At 33.7% G+C, this 18631-nt stretch carries 15 protein-coding genes; 5 read left to right on the top strand and 10 right to left on the bottom strand.

Translation table 11 applies throughout. The features are described from left to right. Positions 1 to 8: 8 nt before the first annotated feature. From proB to P7122_RS02640, 3 genes are all read right to left on the bottom strand, one after another. Positions 9 to 791 (bottom strand): glutamate 5-kinase, encoded by a 783-nt coding sequence (gene proB, locus P7122_RS02650; protein ID WP_278004223.1) that lies wholly within the window; start codon positions 789 to 791, stop codon positions 9 to 11. 1 nt (position 792) lies between these two features. After that, positions 793 to 1599, bottom strand: coding sequence for a pyrroline-5-carboxylate reductase (gene proC, locus P7122_RS02645; protein WP_278004222.1), 807 nt, complete (start codon positions 1597 to 1599; stop codon positions 793 to 795). Between the two features lie 327 nt (positions 1600 to 1926). Continuing rightward, positions 1927 to 3036 (bottom strand): Omp28-related outer membrane protein, encoded by a 1110-nt coding sequence (locus tag P7122_RS02640; protein ID WP_278004221.1) that lies wholly within the window; start codon positions 3034 to 3036, stop codon positions 1927 to 1929. Positions 3037 to 3086: 50 nt separating this feature from the next. Here P7122_RS02640 and P7122_RS02635 point away from each other — a divergent pair, with 50 nt between their 5' ends. Continuing rightward, positions 3087 to 3569, top strand: a complete 483-nt coding sequence (locus P7122_RS02635) for a TlpA family protein disulfide reductase (RefSeq protein ID WP_278004220.1) — start codon at positions 3087 to 3089, stop codon at positions 3567 to 3569. Between the two features lie 38 nt (positions 3570 to 3607). Further along, positions 3608 to 5290, top strand: coding sequence for a DUF6029 family protein (locus P7122_RS02630; RefSeq protein WP_278004219.1), 1683 nt, complete (start codon positions 3608 to 3610; stop codon positions 5288 to 5290). Positions 5291 to 5374: 84 nt separating this feature from the next. Here the strand turns inward: P7122_RS02630 and P7122_RS02625 are convergent, their stop codons facing one another. Then, positions 5375 to 6790 (bottom strand): glycosyltransferase family 2 protein, encoded by a 1416-nt coding sequence (locus tag P7122_RS02625; protein ID WP_278004218.1) that lies wholly within the window; start codon positions 6788 to 6790, stop codon positions 5375 to 5377. A 141-nt stretch (positions 6791 to 6931) separates the two neighbouring features. Further along, a complete protein-coding gene (locus P7122_RS02620; RefSeq protein WP_278004217.1) occupies positions 6932 to 7930 on the bottom strand; it encodes a hypothetical protein in 999 nt (332 codons plus the stop codon). 134 nt (positions 7931 to 8064) lie between these two features. Here P7122_RS02620 and P7122_RS02615 point away from each other — a divergent pair, with 134 nt between their 5' ends. Further along, positions 8065 to 8472: a hypothetical protein gene (locus tag P7122_RS02615; protein ID WP_278004216.1), complete on the top strand. Its 408-nt coding sequence runs from the start codon at positions 8065 to 8067 to the stop codon at positions 8470 to 8472. A 56-nt stretch (positions 8473 to 8528) separates the two neighbouring features. On the opposite strand, the gene P7122_RS02610 is transcribed toward P7122_RS02615, so the two are convergent. Both P7122_RS02610 and rpsO read right to left on the bottom strand, forming a co-directional pair. After that, positions 8529 to 10781, bottom strand: coding sequence for a polyribonucleotide nucleotidyltransferase (locus tag P7122_RS02610; RefSeq protein ID WP_278004215.1), 2253 nt, complete (start codon positions 10779 to 10781; stop codon positions 8529 to 8531). A gap of 194 nt (positions 10782 to 10975) precedes the next feature. Next, the gene (gene rpsO / locus P7122_RS02605) at positions 10976 to 11245 is read right to left on the bottom strand and encodes a 30S ribosomal protein S15 (RefSeq protein ID WP_278004214.1); all 270 of its coding nucleotides are present in this window, start codon (positions 11243 to 11245) and stop codon (positions 10976 to 10978) included. A 182-nt stretch (positions 11246 to 11427) separates the two neighbouring features. On the opposite strand from rpsO, the gene P7122_RS02600 reads away from it, so the two are divergent. Beyond that, positions 11428 to 12546, top strand: a complete 1119-nt coding sequence (locus P7122_RS02600; protein WP_278004213.1) for a sensor histidine kinase — start codon at positions 11428 to 11430, stop codon at positions 12544 to 12546. Positions 12547 to 12653: 107 nt separating this feature from the next. After that, positions 12654 to 13751 (top strand): sensor histidine kinase, encoded by a 1098-nt coding sequence (locus tag P7122_RS02595; RefSeq protein ID WP_278004212.1) that lies wholly within the window; start codon positions 12654 to 12656, stop codon positions 13749 to 13751. Positions 13752 to 13782: 31 nt separating this feature from the next. Here the strand turns inward: P7122_RS02595 and accD are convergent, their stop codons facing one another. The 3 genes from accD to tamL all read right to left on the bottom strand — a co-directional run bounded on the left by accD (position 13783) and on the right by tamL (position 18602). Continuing rightward, positions 13783 to 14640 (bottom strand): acetyl-CoA carboxylase, carboxyltransferase subunit beta, encoded by an 858-nt coding sequence (gene accD, locus P7122_RS02590; protein WP_278004211.1) that lies wholly within the window; start codon positions 14638 to 14640, stop codon positions 13783 to 13785. 219 nt (positions 14641 to 14859) lie between these two features. After that, positions 14860 to 15927: a class II fructose-bisphosphate aldolase gene (fbaA, locus tag P7122_RS02585; RefSeq protein WP_278004210.1), complete on the bottom strand. Its 1068-nt coding sequence runs from the start codon at positions 15925 to 15927 to the stop codon at positions 14860 to 14862. Positions 15928 to 16037: 110 nt separating this feature from the next. Next, positions 16038 to 18602, bottom strand: coding sequence for a translocation and assembly module lipoprotein TamL (gene tamL, locus P7122_RS02580; RefSeq protein ID WP_347402805.1), 2565 nt, complete (start codon positions 18600 to 18602; stop codon positions 16038 to 16040). Positions 18603 to 18631: the final 29 nt, after the last annotated feature.

Below are 18631 nucleotides of genomic sequence, written 5' to 3'. Positions count from 1 at the left end.
ATTGTGTTTTATGAGGCATTAATAAATTTAGTGCCTACGGGTTTGTTGTTAATAATGTCTACAATGACATTTTCTCGCTTACCATTAGCGATGTAAGTAGGTATGTTTTTTCTGGCAGTACCTTTAGCTATTTTTAATTTTGAAGCCATACCACCACGACCTTCGCCTTCTTTTTTGTTAGAAGCGCAGACATAGCGTTCTACATTCTGATCGGTTTTTACAACACTCAATTTTTCAGAATCATCATCATCTGGGTGTCCTGTGTATAAACCATCTGTGTCTGATAAAATAATTAAGCGATCAGCATCTAGAAGTTCTGCGACCAAACTTGCTAACTCATCATTGTCTGAAAACATAGACATGGTTAATGAAACAGCATCATCCTCGTTAGCAATAGGAATAACTCCTTCTCTAAGAAGGCCTTCGTAACAGTTAATCATGTTCTGACGATGTTTACCAGCATCAAAATCGCGTTTTGTGGCTAGTATTTGTGCGCATCGCATGCCGTAATCATGAAAAATACTATAATAATGACGCATCATTCGAGGTTGTCCTACAGCAGAGTATACTTGGCGTCTTACAGACTTGTCTGTAATTTCGGTTTCGCCAAGTATTTCCATACCAGCAATAGCAGAACCCGAAGACACAAGGATGACCATAATGTCCTGTTCGTACAGTACAGAAATTTGACGTACCAATTCTCGCAAAACAGGGCCTAATATTCTATTATCTTTATTGGTAAGTACATTGGTACCTACCTTTACTACTACACGTTTTATATCGTCTGCCATATTATTTGTCTTTACCTAATTCTACAGCTCTGTCAAAGGCAGCATATGCTGCATCTTGGATTAGCTGTTTTACATTGTTATCTTCCATTGAGTCTATTGCTGCTTGTGTTGTACCTCCTTTTGAAGCTACTCTGTCAATCCAGCGCTCTGGAGATATGTTAGATTGGTTAAACAATTCAATAGCACCTTCAAAAGTATTGCTTACTAATACTTTTGAATCATAGTCTGAAAATCCCATGTTTTGAGCAGCTTCTAACATAGACTGCATAAAGTAGAATACATACGCAGGTCCGCTACCTGAAATTCCAGTAGAGGCATCAATAAATTTTTCGGAATCCACGTGTATAGAAGTCCCTGTGGTGTCTAATAGTTGACGTACCATTAGCAACTCTACACGAGATATAGCATCTGCACCAGTGTAAGATGTAACTCCTTTACCAACTTTTGCTGGCAAATTGGGCATGGTGCGTATTACTTTTTTGGTGCCTAAACCTTCTTGTATGGTTTCTATACTAACACCAGCCATTAACGATACAAATATCTGCTCATCATTAATAAATGGCTTCATGTCTTTAAATAGCCCTTCACAGTGGTATGGTTTTACGGCCAAGAATACAATGTCCGATTTTGGTAAACCATCGTCTAGAGAGGTGTATACCTCAAATTTTGGGTTTTGTCGTAGTGTTTCAATTTTGTTCGGGTCGGTATCGTAAATTCTTAATTTTTGTTTTCCCAATAAAGAAGAATTTACCATTCCTTCTGAATAGGTTAAGCCCATGTTTCCGGCACCTATTACTAATACTTTCATAATTATTTTTTAGTTAAACTTTATCTGTCAGTGTCTATAAAGCCACAAACACCATGCGATAGTGCCAAACTAAAAAGTTGATTTTGAGATTTTTGAAGTTTAAAAAGAAAAAGTGGAATTGTTGAGGATATGCCAAAACATTGCTTGTATGCTTAAGGATATGTGAATCTTAAGATATGTTAAATACATTAAAACTGTCAGCTTGTCGGTGACAAAATGTGAAATTCATGTAAGAATTTTAATGCAAATAGAAGTTCGAAAGTATTAAAAATAAAAAAGGAGACCGAAAAATGGTCTCCTTTTAAAAGGTTGGTTAGTTAGCTATAATTAGTTTTCTTCAAAATCTTGAGCGTCTCCAAAATGAGCCATTCTAGAGTTGATAACATAAGCTTGCCCAGCAAAATTATCATTAGATATGAAGGCGGCAATACTCATATTTGAGTTGTTGGCTACGTTAGAAGGTACATTGGCAGTAAAGGTTCTTGTGTATAAAGAGTTTGTAACCTCACTACTGTTAATAGCATCACCTGCAACATTGGTTAAGCTAGACCTTAGAACATGGTTGTGTTCAAAATTAGAAATCACATCTACACCACCATAATAACTAGTGTAATTTTCTTGGTCAGCAATTAGACCATCTTCTAGAATATAAACAACAAGTTTAGTATTGTTGAAATCAAAATCCTGACTAAATTTTGCATCAACTTTAATAGTCATAGTATTACCAGATAATGACGGTGTAATTGCTAAGCCTAAAGGTGCGTTGTCGCATAATGTTGGGTCAACCACTTGGTTTACGTTGCTTGGTTCTGGGTAGGTCCAATCAGATGCTCTGTCTACTTTTGCTGTAGGATATCCTGTGATGCCAAACGCATTTTCAAGTTGAGTTACTTCATTACAATAATATTCTTCATCATTATGTACAGCAACTACAGTAACTTGACTTGTTTGTTGTCTTGATAATTCTATAGCATGAGATACTCTTGGGCAGTAACCACACCAAGTTCCAGTGTAATCTTCAACTAAAACATTTTTGGAGAATTTGTAATAATCTTCAGCAACATTAACGTTAAGAGCGTTGTTTGTTGTAATTTCTTGGTAGGTTGCAGTAACTTGTAATGATCCTGCTGTGGTCGTTGTATATGAGTTACCGGTTATAGCAGTTCCGTTAACCGAAATTGTAGCAGAGTTTGTAACATCTTGGTTATTGTTTCCTTTTACAGAGAAATTAACAATGTCACCAACGTATATTCCGCAAGCTACAGAGCTAGATACTTGAACAGAAATACTTGAGATTTCGTTACCGTTACCGTTACCGTTACCATTACCGTTGCCATTACCGTTTCCACCACCATCACCATCGCTATCACTACTACATGAACTAAAGCTAATGGTTAAGGCAATAAACAAAAGATTAATTAAGTGTTTAGTTTTCATAAAATGCAAAATTTTAATAATAAAGAGTTGAAGTTTGGTTTAAAAAATCAATGAAACACCTATTTTTTACCCTACTCTTTTTAAGTTCTTTATGTATAAATAGTCAAGAATTTCCTGATTTAAGTCTTAATGACTTAGAGGGAAACAGTGTGTCTGTAAAGGAACTAGCGAACTCTGATGATATAAAAATATTTAGTTTTTGGGCAACATGGTGTGTGCCTTGTATTAACGAGTTAGATGCTATTGCAGATGTATCTGAAGATTGGCAAGACGAAACCAATGTAGAGCTTATTGCTATCTCTACCGATGATGCTAGAACCAAAAAGAGAGTAATGCCTTTGGTAAATGGTAAAGGTTGGGAGTATCAGATTTTGTTAGATGATAACCAAGACCTTAAAAGAGCCTTAAACATAAGTGTATTGCCATATGTTGTAGTGGTGAAAAACGGAGAAATTATTCATACAAGAACAGGTTATACACCAGGAAGTGAAGAAGAACTTTATGAGGTTGTAAAAGAACACGCTAAGAAATAATTTACTCTAAACTAACCTAACTAAATTACCCTTTACTTATGAAAAAGCTTTTATTGCTGGTAGCATTTTGTTTTACCATAAATCAAATGTCTGCGCAGTTACTAGATAATTTACGTGTTGGTCTAGAGTCTAACATGGCTTGGTATAACGACGATAAACGCACAGGATCTTTTGAGGATGATGTAAATGACGATACAGATAAACACCTTAGAGTTAATTCTTATTTAAAATTAGATTATAATTTTCTTAAAAATTTCACAGCTACTGTTCAGTTAGAGTCATACGAACCTTTGGCATTGCTTAACTATTCGCCAAACTTTGATGGTACCAACTTAGGTATCTACTCGCTTAATTATAGAAGTGAAAAACTAGAAGCTACAGCAGGACATTTCTATGAGCAGTTTGGTAGTGGTCTTATACTCCGTAACTGGGAAGACAGACAGTTGGGACTTAATAATGCACTTTTAGGAGGAAGAGTAAAATACATGCCAACAAACTTTTTGTCTTTATCAGGGTTGTATGGAAAACAACGTGTTGGCTTTGAAACTGCAGATAGTGATATTTTTGGTTTTAATACTGAAATTGATATTTCTAACATATTTAAGCTCGAAAACTCATCATTAAACCTTGGTCTTAGTTATGTTGGCAGACAAGAAAAAACCAATATAGAAGACCCTAATTTTGATGAATTAACCAATGCTTTTTCTGGTCGTATAGACTTTTCTAAAGGTAGTTTTTATGCTAATGCAGAGTACGTGGCTAAGTCTGATGATGTTTATGTATTTAACGGACAATTGCTAGATGATTTTGTAAATCCAGGTAGTGCTTTATTGTTTAATACTGGGTTCTCAAAAAAGGGATTTGGTTTAGATGCTACATTTAGACGATTAGAAAATATGGGTTTCTATTCCGAACGCGAAAAAACAGGAAATGTGTTTTTAGAAAACAATATCAATTTTACACCTGCATTAACAAAGCAGCATGATTATTTACTGTCTAATATTTTTGTGTATCAGGCGCAATCTCAAGTTGTTTTTGCAGACCCTGAACTTATGGAAGCTGGTGAAATAGGAGGGCAGATAGATGTGTTTTATAACATTAAAAAAGGAACAGCACTCGGAGGTAAATATGGAACTAAGTTGGCGTTTAACGCATCATATTGGGCAGGTTTAAAAGGTAACTACGATTATGATAATTTATCTTATGATGTAGACTATTTTGGTTTTGGTGATAAGTATTTCTCTGATTTAAGTTTAGAAATTAGAAAAAAGTGGAACAAAAAAGTTAACTCTATTTTTTACTACGTTAACCAATATTACAACCAAAAAACTATTGAGGATAATTTTTCAGGTGAACAAATTAAAACCAATATTGTAGTAGGAGAAACAACATATAAATTTGGAAAAATTGGACAGTCTGTGCGTTTAGAGTTACAGAAAATGTGGTCTAATTCAGAAAACCATGATTGGGTTGGTGGTACAATAGAATACAATGCAAGTCCGAGATTATCATTTTATGTTAATGACATCTATAATAGTGGAACTGATAGTAGTACTTCAGAAAACCATTATTATAATATTGGAGGAAGCTTTAATAAAGGAACAACGCGCTTTTCTCTAAGCTATGGAAGGCAACGTGCAGGTTTAGTATGTGTTGGAGGTGTTTGTAGATTTGTACCTGAAGCAACAGGATTGTCTGCTAGTTTATTAATGTCTTTTTAGTAAAAGCTCTGTTTTTAATGAAAACAGAAAACGCCTGAATACTTCGGTATTCAGGCGTTTTTTTATTGTAATTTTTTTAGCTTTTTATTTCAATTCGCGCGTTAGCCAACCTCTCTTATTTGCGGTGGCAATAGCATAAGGAGTAATCCAGAACAATGCAAAAGTGTACAGTATACTATAAGTGTATGCCCAAACGGATTCTTTTATTTCGTAACGGTAAGCGAAAAATGCCACCGAAAAAGTAGATAGAATAATAATGCTTACTAAGGTAGAGCCTAAGAACAGTAATGGGTGTGTTAGCACAAAGAAAAGCATAAAAATTACAAAAGGATAGCTCATTACAATTCTTAAGAATTGACTAATAAATAAAAGTCTGCTGCCTGTTTTATTCCCTTTTCTAAAATTGGTAAACACATATTTTGCCATTTCTAAATTTTCTCTAACGTTGCTTCGTCCCCAACGAATAAACATTTTATACAGTCCTGGATATTTGTCGGGTACATTGGTATAAGCAACAGCATTTTGTTGAAATAAAACATGCTTGCCTTGTTTCAAAATCATATTCGTCATAGCTCTGTCTTCACCAATATCAGATGGTTGTCCCATAAAAGTTTGGTTAATCCATTCTGGTAAGCAGGAAAATACAGCATCTCTTCGGTAAGCCGCTAAAGCTCCTGGAGTACATAATACAGAGTTGAGGTTGCTTTCGGCAGATCTTACAAATTCAAAACTCATAACAAAACTAACATCCAGCATTTTAGGGAGTAATTCCTTTTTGTTGTTTAGCACTCTTATGTTACCAGCAACAGCACCACAGTTTTTATCTTTTACAAAAGGACTCACTAAATTTCTTAACGTGTCTTCTGTAACAATACTGTCGCTATCTACAGTAACAAAAACATCACCAGTACCAAGATTAAACCCTCTGTAGAGTGCATGTCTTTTTCCTTGGTTGTGTGGTTGTTGGTAGATTTTTAGATTGTCTCCTAAAACGTCTTTGGCTGCCATCATCCATTTCCAGGTATCGTCTTTACTACCATCATCAATGGATAGTAATTCAAGTTTTTCAGATGGGTAGTTGCTCTCTGCTAGGCTCATTAAAGTATCATAGACTTGTTTGCCTTCGTTGTATGCAGGAACAATGACTGTGCAAGTTGGGAGCTCTTCATTAGATATGGAATCAATGGCTTTGTATTTGTAATAGTTATAAGCTGTATACAAAAAGAAGAAGGCTTTATAAACAAATAAGATTACTGCTGTAATCATAAATGTGAGTCCAAGTTTAGAACTTATACGTTCGGCATTAAGCTCTTCAAAATCATTATGAAATACATATAAAAAATAAAAGCCTATGCTAAACAGTGCAAAGGTGCTTAATAAAACAATTTTGTTGTGATGGCTTTGTGTTTTTCCTTTTGTAATAAAAAAGCCATTGAATGCATTTAGTCGGTTAGAAATACGTTGTTTTAGTTGGTGGAAAGGAGCGTTGTTTTTTTTCATATAACCTTTGGTTTTTGGTGTTGATGTATATGATAGTTACGAGCTCTTATCTGTTTTAGATTATTAAGAAATGTTAATTGGGAAACCGTTAAGATTTATAAAATTAGAAATGTTAAAATTTAGAACCATTGATTTTATACGCTAATCGAGATCTGTTATTGAGTTTAATGAAATCTGATTTTTAAGTTTCTCTATTTTGCGATGCATTTTATTAAAGAACAAGGTTCTGTCTTTCTCACCAGAATGGACTAGTAATTTTGAGTTTGTCATTTGTTTTTTGAAAAATTCATCCATGACATCGCAAGTTGGTTGATGTTCAACTTTTAAATACTCTAAAACTGTGTAAGGAACAAAAAAAGCTTTTCTATAGTTGGTTTTAACTAAGATAATGTTACTCATAGTTAGTAAATCGCTTTTGTAGAGATTGTAAGATGCGTTGTTTTTTGAGTTTAAAATACTCTGTTTTATAGTTTGTTCTTCAATATGGTTCACTATATCAGTAAGATCATCACATATATTCAATGCCAACTCTTTAGATAAAAGCTGAGATTCATAAAAATAGGTGATTTGTTCTAAGGTTCCATTTATGGTATTGTCATTCCAAAACTCTGTTATGTTAATGAAATTATAGGTTTGGCCAAGCTCAAATGCCTTTTCTAATAAAGAATCAGGAATCGTTTTAATAAACTCATCAAACGAAATCTTGTTTTTAGTCATCTCTTTATTAGACAGTTTTAACCAAACATAAATTTTATAGCGTGTAATGTATGAATCTTTTAAGGTGTAAAATAAAGGGATGTCTTTAGCGGAATATAAGATTGAAGCGCTTTTAAGTTTAGTGAGTGGGATAAGATTTTCTATAGATTTAGTAAAGTACGACTCTAATTGAGATTCATTTTCTATGATTGGTGATTTTTCTGTAATAATAGTATTTTGACTACCTACCTCGAATAGTTGGTTTAAGGATATTTTGTAGTATTTAGCAAGTTTTACAGCTTCTTCAAGGTTAAGGTTTGTTTTTTGGTTTATGCGTCTGTATGCGGCATCGTAGCCTATATCTAAAATAGTAGCCACTTCTTCAACAAAGGAGGTTTTAGATGATGCTTTTTCTTTTAGATGATTAATAAATATACTTTGCATAAAATGATATTTAAAGTTAAAGTATTTATATGTATTTGTAAAAATTACAAAAATAGATTGTGATTTACGTGAAATAAATAATTTAATTTCAATTATTGCAAGTTAATTTAGGTGTGAATCTAAATTTTATTGATATGAAAAGTGCTAGAAAACAAATAAGACTAATTAGTGTTATTCTAACAAGTTTAATATTATTTCAAAGTTGTAGAGTTTATCATAAAGAGCATGTTACTCTAGATAAAGCTGTTGAAGAAGGTAAAAGAGTAAAGATTTTAACCAAAAATGGTATAAAATTAAAATTTAAAAAGATTGTTCATTCTGATGGTGTTTATTATGGGATTAAGAGAGTTAAAGGAAATGATCAATTAAATCTTATTGATCCGAATTCTATTGAATCTATACGATTGCATAATAAGACAATGTCTATTATATATGGAACAGGTGTTGGATTGTTGATTTCTGGAGTTGTGCTATCTGTAATATTTATTACCACCTGGGATGGACCAAATTTAGATTTTGCACCAGTTTCCTTTCCTAATTAAAATAAAAAGCCCATCAAAATTTGATGGGCTTTTTTTAGCAATTAAAGATGATTTAATTAATCTTCTTTGTTATTGTCTTTACGGTTTCTGTCGTCTCTGCGATTACCTTTGTTACGGTTGTCACGTCCACGATTGTCTCTGTTACCCCCTTTATTGTTGTCGCGTTTTGGTCTATCTTCCCAACCTTCTGGTTTTGGTAAAATAGCTTTACGAGATACTTTTTCTTTTCGTGTTCTTGAGTCTATACCAAAGTATTTTACATCAAATACATCTCCCATGTTTACAACATCAGATACATTTTCTGTACGTTCCCAAGCTAATTCACTAACGTGTAATAAGACTTCGTTTCCTGGTGCTTCTGTATACTCTACAACAGCTCCAAAATCTAGCATTTTAATCACTTTTACTTCGTAGATGCTACCAACTTCTGGTTTGAATAGCATCGCGTCGATACGAGCTAATACTGCATCGATTCCTTCAGAACCAACTCCTAAGATTTCAACAATACCTTCTTCTGTAACAGGATCTTCATTGATAACAATAGTAGTTTCTGTTTCTTTCTGTAGTTCTTGAATATTCTTTCCACCAGGACCAATAAGTGCTCCGATGAATTCATTAGGAATACGTCTTGTAACCATTTTTGGTGCATGACCTTTAACGTCACCATTAGGCGTAGAAATTGTATCTGTTAATTTGCCTAAGATATGTAAACGACCATCACGAGCTTGTTTTAGTGCATTTACTAAAATCTCATACGATAATCCTTTTACTTTAATATCCATTTGGCAAGCCGTAATACCATCTGCAGTACCAGTTACTTTAAAGTCCATATCACCTAAGTGATCTTCATCTCCTAAAATATCAGATAATACAGCGTATTTACCAGACTCTGTGTCGGTGATTAATCCCATTGCAATACCAGAAACAGGCTTTTTTAATTGTACACCAGCATCCATAAGTGCCATAGTACCAGCACAAACTGTTGCCATAGAAGAAGACCCGTTAGATTCTAATACTTCTGAAACCACACGTACAGTGTATGGACAATCTTCTGGTACCATACCTTTTAATGCACGTTGCGCTAAGTTACCATGACCTACTTCACGTCTAGAAGTACCTCTAATTGGTCTTGCTTCACCTGTTGAAAATGGAGGGAAGTTATAGTGTAAATAGAAACGCTCTTCACCTTCAAAAGATGGCATGTCTATTTGGTTAGCTTCTCTACTTGTTCCTAAAGTAACGGTTGCTAATGCTTGCGTTTCTCCACGAGTAAAGATAGAAGAACCATGTGTTGATGGTAAGTAGTCTACCTCACACCAAATTGGTCTAATCTCTGTTGTTTTACGACCGTCTAAACGTAATCCTTCGTTTAATGTTAAGTCACGTACAGCAGCTTTTTCAGCTTTGCTATAATATTTTGAAATTAAATCGCCAAAATCTTCGACTTCTTCTTCAGAGAATGAAGCGATTATTTCTTCTTTAATTTCTGCAAATGCAGCACCACGTTCGTGCTTAGAAGATCCTGCTTTTGCTACAGCATATACTTTGTCGTATGCCATATCGTGGATCTTTTTAGCTAAATCTTCGTCTGCTCTTTCTGGTTCGTATTCTCTGGTTTCTTTTTTACCAAATGCTTCAGCTAATTTTGTTTGAGCTTCACACTGTATTTTAATAGCTTCGTGAGCAGCTTTGATAGCTTCTGTCATTTCTTCTTCAGAAATCTCATCCATTTCACCTTCTACCATCATTACAGAATCAGCAGATGCACCAATCATCATGTCGATATCAGATTCTGCTAATTGTGCTAATGTTGGATTGATGATGAATTCTCCATTAATACGTCCAACTCTTACTTCTGATATTGGAGTTTCAAAAGGAATGTCTGATAATTGAATAGCAGCAGATGCAGCTAAACCAGCCATAGCGTCTGGCATAACTTCTGGATCATGAGACATTAATTGAATCATTACCTGAGTTTCGCTGTGGTAATCTTTTGGGAATAATGGACGTAAAACACGGTCTACAAGACGCATAGTTAATACTTCTCCGTCGCTTGGTCTTGCTTCTCTTTTAAAGAAACCACCAGGATAACGACCAGCAGCAGCAAATTTTTCACGGTAATCTACTGTTAATGGTAAAAAATCTACGTCTGCAGCTTTATAGTTGGAAACAACTGTACATAATAACATACATTTTCCAGATTGCACAACAACAGAACCATGAGCCTGTTTTGCAAGTTTTCCGGTTTCGATAGAGATTTCTCTACCATCACCTAGGTCTATGACCTCTTTGTAAGTTTTTGGAATCATATAAATTTTAATTCTTTAGCTGATATGACACGCATAGTCAGCAATGTTAAACAATGGTCGTTGTGTTGTTGTGTAGTTGTTGTGTGACCAATGAAAAACCTTGAGAGCTTCTTCAATTCGAAAATTAAACGCTTTCGAAGACGTTATATTGTAAACAAAAAACCACGCTAAAAGCGTGGTCTTTCTATCAGAGATTATTTTCTTAATCCTAATTCTTTTACTATTGCACGGTATCTTAAGATATCCTTTTTAGTTAAGTAGTCTAATAAAGCACGACGCTTACCTACTAACTTTACTAGAGAACGCTCAGAGTTAAAATCTTTACGATTCTTTTTTAAGTGCTCAGTTAAGTGATTAATTCTGTACGTAAATAACGCAATTTGTCCTTCTGCAGAACCAGTATCGTTTTTTCCTTTACCGTGTTTTGCGAAGATTTCTTCTTTTGTCTCTTTAGATAAATACATTCTAATATTGTTGTAAATGATTGTTATGTACTATGAAAGGCTTTCTTTCAAGCGGCAAATATAATGCTTTTTTGCAATTTGTGGTTTTTTTTGTAACTTTTAATCTGTATAACAGTATTTTATTAAAGTCTCCCCTCGACTAGTTAAGAGCTTTTGCCTATTAATCCTGGAATTTTATTAGGATGAAAGCTATACGATCTTCTAAAAATGTTACAAACGCTTACGATGTTTTAGACCGTGTGTTTAATAATACGTATAACGGCATTGCTGTTGTAAGTATGGATGGCAATTGGTTAAAGATGAACGAAGCTGTTTCAGATATTTTTGGTTATACAAAATCCGAGCTTTTTAATATGGATATCGACAATATAGTCTTTATAGAGGACTTAGGTGTGCATGAAGAAAAGTACGAGAATTTAATGAAAGGGGAGATTGATAAGTATAGAGTTAAACAGCGCTATTTTCATAAAAATGGAGATGTTATTTGGGTTTTGATTTATGTAACCCTTGTTTATTTTAAAGAAAATAAGCCTTATATGATTTGGCAGTTTACGGATATAACTAACCGTCAAAAAAGCCAAGATAAATTAAAAACTATGCTCAATGTTGCAAAGGAGCAAAATGACAGGTTAACTTCTTTTGCAGACATTGTAACGCATAATCTTAGATCGCATTCAGGAAATCTTACTTCTCTTATAGAATTTTTAGAAGACGATTTTAATGACCTAGTTTCTAATGAAAATTATAGATTGTTAAAACAAGCAGTAGGTAACTTGCAAGAAACAGTAGCTCATCTTACAGAAGTTGCTAAAATTAGAGAGGTTGAGCCATCAAAACTGCAAGAGCTTAATCTTTATGAATATGTAGAAAAAGCCATGTATAATATTATTGCGATGGCTCAAAATACAGATGCTTTAATTTATAATCTAATAGATGAGTCTCATTGTGTAATGGGTTTGCCAGCGTATCTAGATAGTATTGTCCTCAATTTTCTTACCAACGCAATAAAATATAGATCAGAAAAACGAGCACCAATTATAGAGCTAACCTCTTTTTTTGAAGCGGATTATGTGGTTTTAAAAATTAAAGATAACGGGTTGGGTATAGATATGAATAAGTTTGGAGATAAGCTTTTTCAGATGTATAAAACGTTTCATACTAATGATGATGCTATAGGTATAGGCTTGTTTATCACTAAAAACCATATAGAATCTTTAGGTGGTAAGGTTAAAGTAGAAAGTAGTGTAGATGTTGGGACAGAATTTTCCGTATATTTTAGAAGCCCAATAGATAATTGTTAATTTTTTTTGTATTTTTGAGGTTTAATCCCCTTAAAAAGAGCATTGTAGCTTTGTGTTGCCTTGTATCTTGTTGACCCCAAGTTTATATTAATATTAACAAAGCGCTTATGTCAAAAAACTTTAAAAAAGTTGAAGATGTCCTGTATAGGAAGATCTTTAATTATGCCAAAGGGGGAATTTCTATAGTAAGTTTAAATGGAGCTTGGGTAAAAGTAAATCATAGCCTTAGTAAGCTTTTAGGGTACTCTGAAGAGGAGTTCTATTCTATGGCTTTTCAGGATATAACTCATAAAGACGATCTTGAAAAAGATATCAATCTTATGCATCAATTGCTTAATGGTGATATTGAAAACTATCAAATGGAGAAACGCTATTTCCATAAAGATGGTCATATTGTTTGGGCATTACTTTCGGTATCTTTGGTAAGAGATCCTGAAGGCGAGCCAATGTACTTTATATCTCAAATAACTGATATATCAGAACAAAAGTCGGCTTCTTGGAGGTTCAAACTTTTAATGAATGTGATAAAAGGACAAAATGAAACTCTAAAAGATTTTACATACATAGCCACACACGATATTAGAACACATATAGGCAATTTGTTTTCTATTTCAGAATTTTTAGAAGAGGAAAACCCAGAGTTGGTAGATAGTGAAAACTTTAAGATGTTAAAAGAGTCTATTTCAAATCTAAATGATACTATTGAACATTTAAGACAGATAAAAATTGATAAGCCAAAGCATGAGCATAATTTAAGTAGTCTAAGGCTTAATGATTATATAAAGAGCGCAACTTATAATGTTAATGCAATTGCTAAAAAAGAACAGTGTACTATTTTAAACAATGTAGATGCCAATATAAAAGTAATGGCTACTGAAGCTTATCTGGATAGCATTATACTTAATTTTTTAACTAATGCAATTAAATATAAATCTCCCAAACGTTTGCCTGTTGTAGAATTGACTACAGAGATTAGAGGTCAGTATGTTGTTTTAAAGATTGCCGATAACGGTGTTGGTATGGACTTATCTAAAAATGGATCTAAACTATTTACTCTAAATGGCACATTTAATAACCATCACGATAGTAGAGGTATAGGGCTTTTTATTACCAAAAATCATATTGAAAGTCTTGGCGGAAAAATTGAAGTAGATAGTGTAGTAGATAAAGGAACTAGTTTCTCATTGTATTTTATAAGAGCATAAAAAAAGCGAGCTAAATAGCTCGCTTTTTTTGTTATGCCCTTACGGGTTGATTTTTAATTAAATCTATGTAAAGATTTATTTTTTTCTTCAAATCTTTTCTGTGCGAAATAAAATCTAAGAAACCATGCTCTAATAAAAATTCAGAGGTTTGGAATCCTTCTGGTAATTCTTGTCCTGTAGTATCTCTAACCACTCTAGGACCAGCAAAACCAATAAGCGCACCTGGTTCTGCAATATTAATGTCTCCTAACATTGCAAACGAAGCAGTAGTACCACCAGTTGTAGGATCTGTACATAATGAGATGTAAGGAATACCAGCATCTGCAAGTTGTGCTAATTTAGCTGAGGTTTTTGCCAGCTGCATTAAAGATAATGCGGCTTCCATCATACGTGCACCACCAGACTTACTGATAATCATAAATGGAGTTTTCTTCTTTAAGGCGTAGTCCGCTGCTCTTGCAATTTTTTCGCCAACAACGCTTCCCATTGATCCGCCAATAAAACCAAAGTCCATACAAGCAATAACTAAATCTTCACCGTTAGATTTTCCTACTGCTGTACGCACAGCATCTTTAAGATTGGTTTTAGCTTGTGCGGCTTTTAATCGGTCTGGGTATTTCTTGGTGTCAATAAATTTAAGAGGATCTTTAGATGTTAAATCTGTATCTAATTCTTTAAATTTATTATCATCAAATAATATTTCAAAATACTCTTTACTTCCAATTCTTACGTGGTAACCATCTTCTGGGCTAACATAGAAATTTTTCTCAAGTTCTTTAGTATCAATTATTTTTCCTGTTGGAGATTTGTACCAAAGTCCTTTAGGAGTATCTTTTTTTTCTTCAGTTGAAGTTTGAATTCCTTTATCTTTTCTTTTAAACCAAGCCATATAAATTTGATTTTTTTAGACCCTTAGACATGCTTAGGGTTAGTTTATAATCATAGATTTAATAAGGTTTCTATAATTAATTGCTATTAGTTAGTGGAGGCAAAATTACTATTAATTAATTAAACTCAAAAGCGCTTCACTAATGTAATTGTTAAAACCAACAAACCTACCAAAACTACACTATAAGTTTTGATAGGTCTGAAAATATGAAATACGTTATTATAAAGTATCTACGTTGTTTAAGTCTTCAAAAGCTTTTTTAAGACGTTCAACAAACGCTTGCTCTCCTTTTCTTAGCCAAACTCTAGGGTCATAATGTTTTTTGTTTGGTACATCGTCTCCTTCTGGATTACCAATCTGAGTTTGTAAGTAATCTTTTTTGTCTTGTACGTAGTCTCTAACACCTGTTAAGAATGCCCATTGCATATCAGTATCGATATTCATTTTTATAACTCCGTAGCCAATAGATTCTCTAATTTCTTCAACTGTAGAGCCAGAGCCACCATGGAATACAAAATCGATATGGTTATGACCAACGTTGTATTTTTCTGTAATATACTCTTGAGAGTTCTTTAAGATTTTTGGTGTTAATTTTACGTTACCTGGTTTGTATACACCATGTACGTTACCAAAAGCAGCAGCGATAGTAAACTGGTCGCTAACTTTACTAAGTTCTTCGTATGCGTAAGCAACTTCTTCTGGTTGTGTGTATAGTTTAGAGACATCTACATCGCTATTGTCTACACCATCTTCTTCTCCACCAGTAATACCTAATTCTATCTCTAAAGTCATACCCATTTTGCTCATACGCGCAAGATATTGTTTACAGATTTCTATGTTTTCTTCTATTGGTTCTTCAGATAAATCAATCATGTGAGAACTATATAGAGGCTTTCCTGTTTCTTCAAAATGCTTTTCACTAGCATCTAATAAGCCATCAATCCAAGGTAGTAATTTCTTTGCGCAGTGGTCTGTATGCAAAATTACAGGAACTCCATAAGCTTCTGCCATATGGTGCACGTGCTTAGCACCAGCAATGCCACCTGCGATAGCACTTTTTTGGTCTTCGTTTCCTAAGCCTTTTCCTGCATTAAACTGTGCGCCTCCGTTTGAAAACTGAATAATAACAGGAGCGTTTAAAGCTTTTGCAGTTTCTAAAACACCATTGATAGAATTTGAACCAATAACATTAACAGCTGGTAAGGCAAATCCTTTTTCTTTAGCTAATTTGAAAATTTCCTGAACTTCTCTACCTGTTGCAACGCCAGGTTTGATATTGTGACTCATTATTTTATGATTGAAAAATTAGATATCAAAAATACATAATTTTGGACATCTTTTGATGTGTTTTAGAAGATAAAACACCGAAAACGATGTAGAAGAAATAAGGTGTTTTTTTAAAAAGGGTAGTTAATACCAATGTTATACACGGCATTTCTAAAGTTGTATTCTCTAAACCAACGACTACCTTCATTTTGTGATGGATTGTATGTTTTAAAACCTGTATCAAAACGAAGTACAAAGAAGTTAAAATCGTAACGAAGCCCAAAACCAGAGCCTACTGCGATGTCTTCAAGAGAATTAAGATTTGTAAAAGTAGCGCTGTCGTCTACAACATTATCTAACACATTCCAGATGTTACCAGCATCAACAAAAAGAGCGCCTTTAAGATCACCAAATAGACTGAAGCGTTGTTCGGCACTTAAATGAAGTTTAAAGTTAGCTTCATTAAACTCGTTGGTTGTAGTAGAACTTCCTGGTCCCAGATTATAGGCTGTCCAGGCTCTGTTGTCATTGGGTCCACCAGCAAAGAAACTTTTAGCAAAAGGAATACTGTTAGAGTTGCCATAAGGGATTGCTATACCTGCATAACTTCTAAATGCAAAGACATTATTTCTACCTAAGTCAAAATATTTAATATAATCTATTTCTGTTTTGAAATACTGAGAAAAAGCAACACCAAAAAACTCATAGTCTCCATTTTCATTTTTTGAAGATCCAAAAATTTCAGAAAGGTTAGAGAGTAGATTTCCGGCAAGTTCTACACGCCATCTAAAGATGGAAAAATCGTTGTCAAAAATACTGGTACGTCTGTTTTTTCGGTAATCAAAACTTGTTGAAAAAATAAGGTTGTTTTCTGTTAAACGCTCTTTTCGTTCTTCAATATTATTAACCGTTAAAAAATCATCATCAGAAGAGGTTAAACTTGTGTTTCCGTTTAAAACATCATTAATAAATTGATCTGCTTCAGTAGGAATACTTAGGTTGTTGTCTGATGGTATATAGCCAATGTTCTGAGCAATGTTGTTGAGTCTGCTGTAAGAGTTTGTATAGACGCCAAAGTAATTGCTGGTGTTTAGGTTTTTTACAAACTGAACGTTAAAAAGTTCTAACGTATTATTTACTGTTCTTGATGGTGACCAGTTGTAGCTTAAAAGTCCGGATAAGGTTTGTTTGTCTAGTCCAATATTCTGTTGGCTGGTTGTAGAGATGTTTATAGCAGTACTTGGCGACATGTATTTAGGGATAATACTGTCTGTGTTAAAAGGTGTAAATAGTCGTGGTATTGTAAGTCTTACGTTGCCACCAAACTCATTAATATCAAAAAAACTGTCGTCATCGTCACTACCATCTTTAGAAGCTCCTATGGCAGCAATACCACTTATTTCAAGAGTTTCTGCTCCTCTAAAAATATTTCTAATTTTTAAACCTGGTGTTACAGAAAAACCAATGGTTTGTATATTACTTTGCGATACATCTACATCTAGACTAAGTGCATATTTTTTTCTTGGTTCTAGATATATGTTTGCTGTTAGTGTGGTGTCTTCAGTGTTTTCTACATACTCAATACTTGGGTATCTAAACATCTGTAAATCATTGAGGTATCGTAACGATCTGCTTCGTGCTAAATCTGTGTATATATCTCCTTTGTTAATAAAAACAGCATCTGTTAGTGCTTTGGGTCTAAATCTTAATTTGTCTTTACTGTATAGGTTGTAATTTTTATAGACTGTAGTGTCTGAAATTGCTTTATTCTGATTGTTAAAGTTTTCATCAGTAAAAATATTAACCTCTTTGACTTTGTATATTTTAAAAGGTTCTACTTTAGAAGAGTCGTCAAATCTTATAACTCTGTTCGAAATTATAAGATCGGTATTTATTTTATGATTTGTATCAATGGTATCGGTTTCAAACCTTATGTAGTCTTGCCCAAAGTAATAGAAACCTTTGTTCCTTAGGTAGGTGTTGATACGGTCGCGCTCATTCTCGTAGTTTATTTCGTCATATTGTTCGCCCTTTTTTAGGAGTGTTCTTTTTACAAAGTTAGGGTAAAGAGAGTCTATTAGAGGGCTACTAATTACTGGTCTAAGCGAATCTAGTATGTATGGCTTTTTTTTGGTGACTTTATATGTTACTTCGGCTCTTTTGTTGCTGTCTTTGTCAACTTCATATACCACTTCGTTATCAAACCAACCTTTGCTAAAGTAGTATTTCTTTAAATTGTTTGCTGTCTTTTCAGCTTTATCTTCGTTATAAATCGTAGGAGCTTCACCTGTACGTTTTAGCCAGCTATTAAAGTTTTTTCTGGCCTCTATTTCTCTGTCAAATTGTTTCTTAGATAGCAGTTTTGTTTTCCAGCTTACTTTAGAAGAATCGCTCAATACTTTGGCTTCTAAAATAGAATCTATGTTTGGTCTGGCTAAATTATAAACATGAAGTTTTAACGGAAAACCCAACAAACTATTCATGCCTGTATTAGTTTTTTGAAGTATAATGTTGTTAACGCGTTCTTCTTTGTTAACCTTACCATCTACAACAATGGTGTTTTTGGTAATGAGGTGCTCATTAGATTTTACGCGCTTAACTACATCGCAAGAATTAAAAAGCATGATAAAAACCAACAACAAAATAGAGTGTAGTCCTTTAGGAATTTTAGATACTATTGAAGGTAGAATTTGCAAGCTTTTTAATATATGTTTTTTTTGTTATT

The organism is Winogradskyella marincola, assembly GCF_029624125.1.
In the GTDB taxonomy this organism is placed as follows: domain Bacteria; phylum Bacteroidota; class Bacteroidia; order Flavobacteriales; family Flavobacteriaceae; genus Winogradskyella; species Winogradskyella marincola.
Note: the sequence above shows the minus strand (reverse complement) of the source record. Positions and strands in the feature narration are given on the sequence as shown.

Bases quoted from the DNA above. Each gene is read 5' to 3' on its own strand.
- proB (WP_278004223.1), bottom strand. From the start codon at position 791: ATGGCAGACGATATAAAACGTGTAGTAGTAAAGGTAGGTACCAATGTA.
- proC (WP_278004222.1), bottom strand. From the start codon at position 1,599: ATGAAAGTATTAGTAATAGGTGCCGGAAACATGGGCTTAACCTATTCA.
- P7122_RS02640 (WP_278004221.1), bottom strand. From the start codon at position 3,036: ATGAAAACTAAACACTTAATTAATCTTTTGTTTATTGCCTTAACCATT.
- P7122_RS02635 (WP_278004220.1), top strand. From the start codon at position 3,087: ATGAAACACCTATTTTTTACCCTACTCTTTTTAAGTTCTTTATGTATA.
- P7122_RS02630 (WP_278004219.1), top strand. From the start codon at position 3,608: ATGAAAAAGCTTTTATTGCTGGTAGCATTTTGTTTTACCATAAATCAA.
- P7122_RS02625 (WP_278004218.1), bottom strand. From the start codon at position 6,790: ATGAAAAAAAACAACGCTCCTTTCCACCAACTAAAACAACGTATTTCT.
- P7122_RS02620 (WP_278004217.1), bottom strand. From the start codon at position 7,930: ATGCAAAGTATATTTATTAATCATCTAAAAGAAAAAGCATCATCTAAA.
- P7122_RS02615 (WP_278004216.1), top strand. From the start codon at position 8,065: ATGAAAAGTGCTAGAAAACAAATAAGACTAATTAGTGTTATTCTAACA.
- P7122_RS02610 (WP_278004215.1), bottom strand. From the start codon at position 10,781: ATGATTCCAAAAACTTACAAAGAGGTCATAGACCTAGGTGATGGTAGA.
- rpsO (WP_278004214.1), bottom strand. From the start codon at position 11,245: ATGTATTTATCTAAAGAGACAAAAGAAGAAATCTTCGCAAAACACGGT.
- P7122_RS02600 (WP_278004213.1), top strand. From the start codon at position 11,428: ATGAAAGCTATACGATCTTCTAAAAATGTTACAAACGCTTACGATGTT.
- P7122_RS02595 (WP_278004212.1), top strand. From the start codon at position 12,654: ATGTCAAAAAACTTTAAAAAAGTTGAAGATGTCCTGTATAGGAAGATC.
- accD (WP_278004211.1), bottom strand. From the start codon at position 14,640: ATGGCTTGGTTTAAAAGAAAAGATAAAGGAATTCAAACTTCAACTGAA.
- fbaA (WP_278004210.1), bottom strand. From the start codon at position 15,927: ATGAGTCACAATATCAAACCTGGCGTTGCAACAGGTAGAGAAGTTCAG.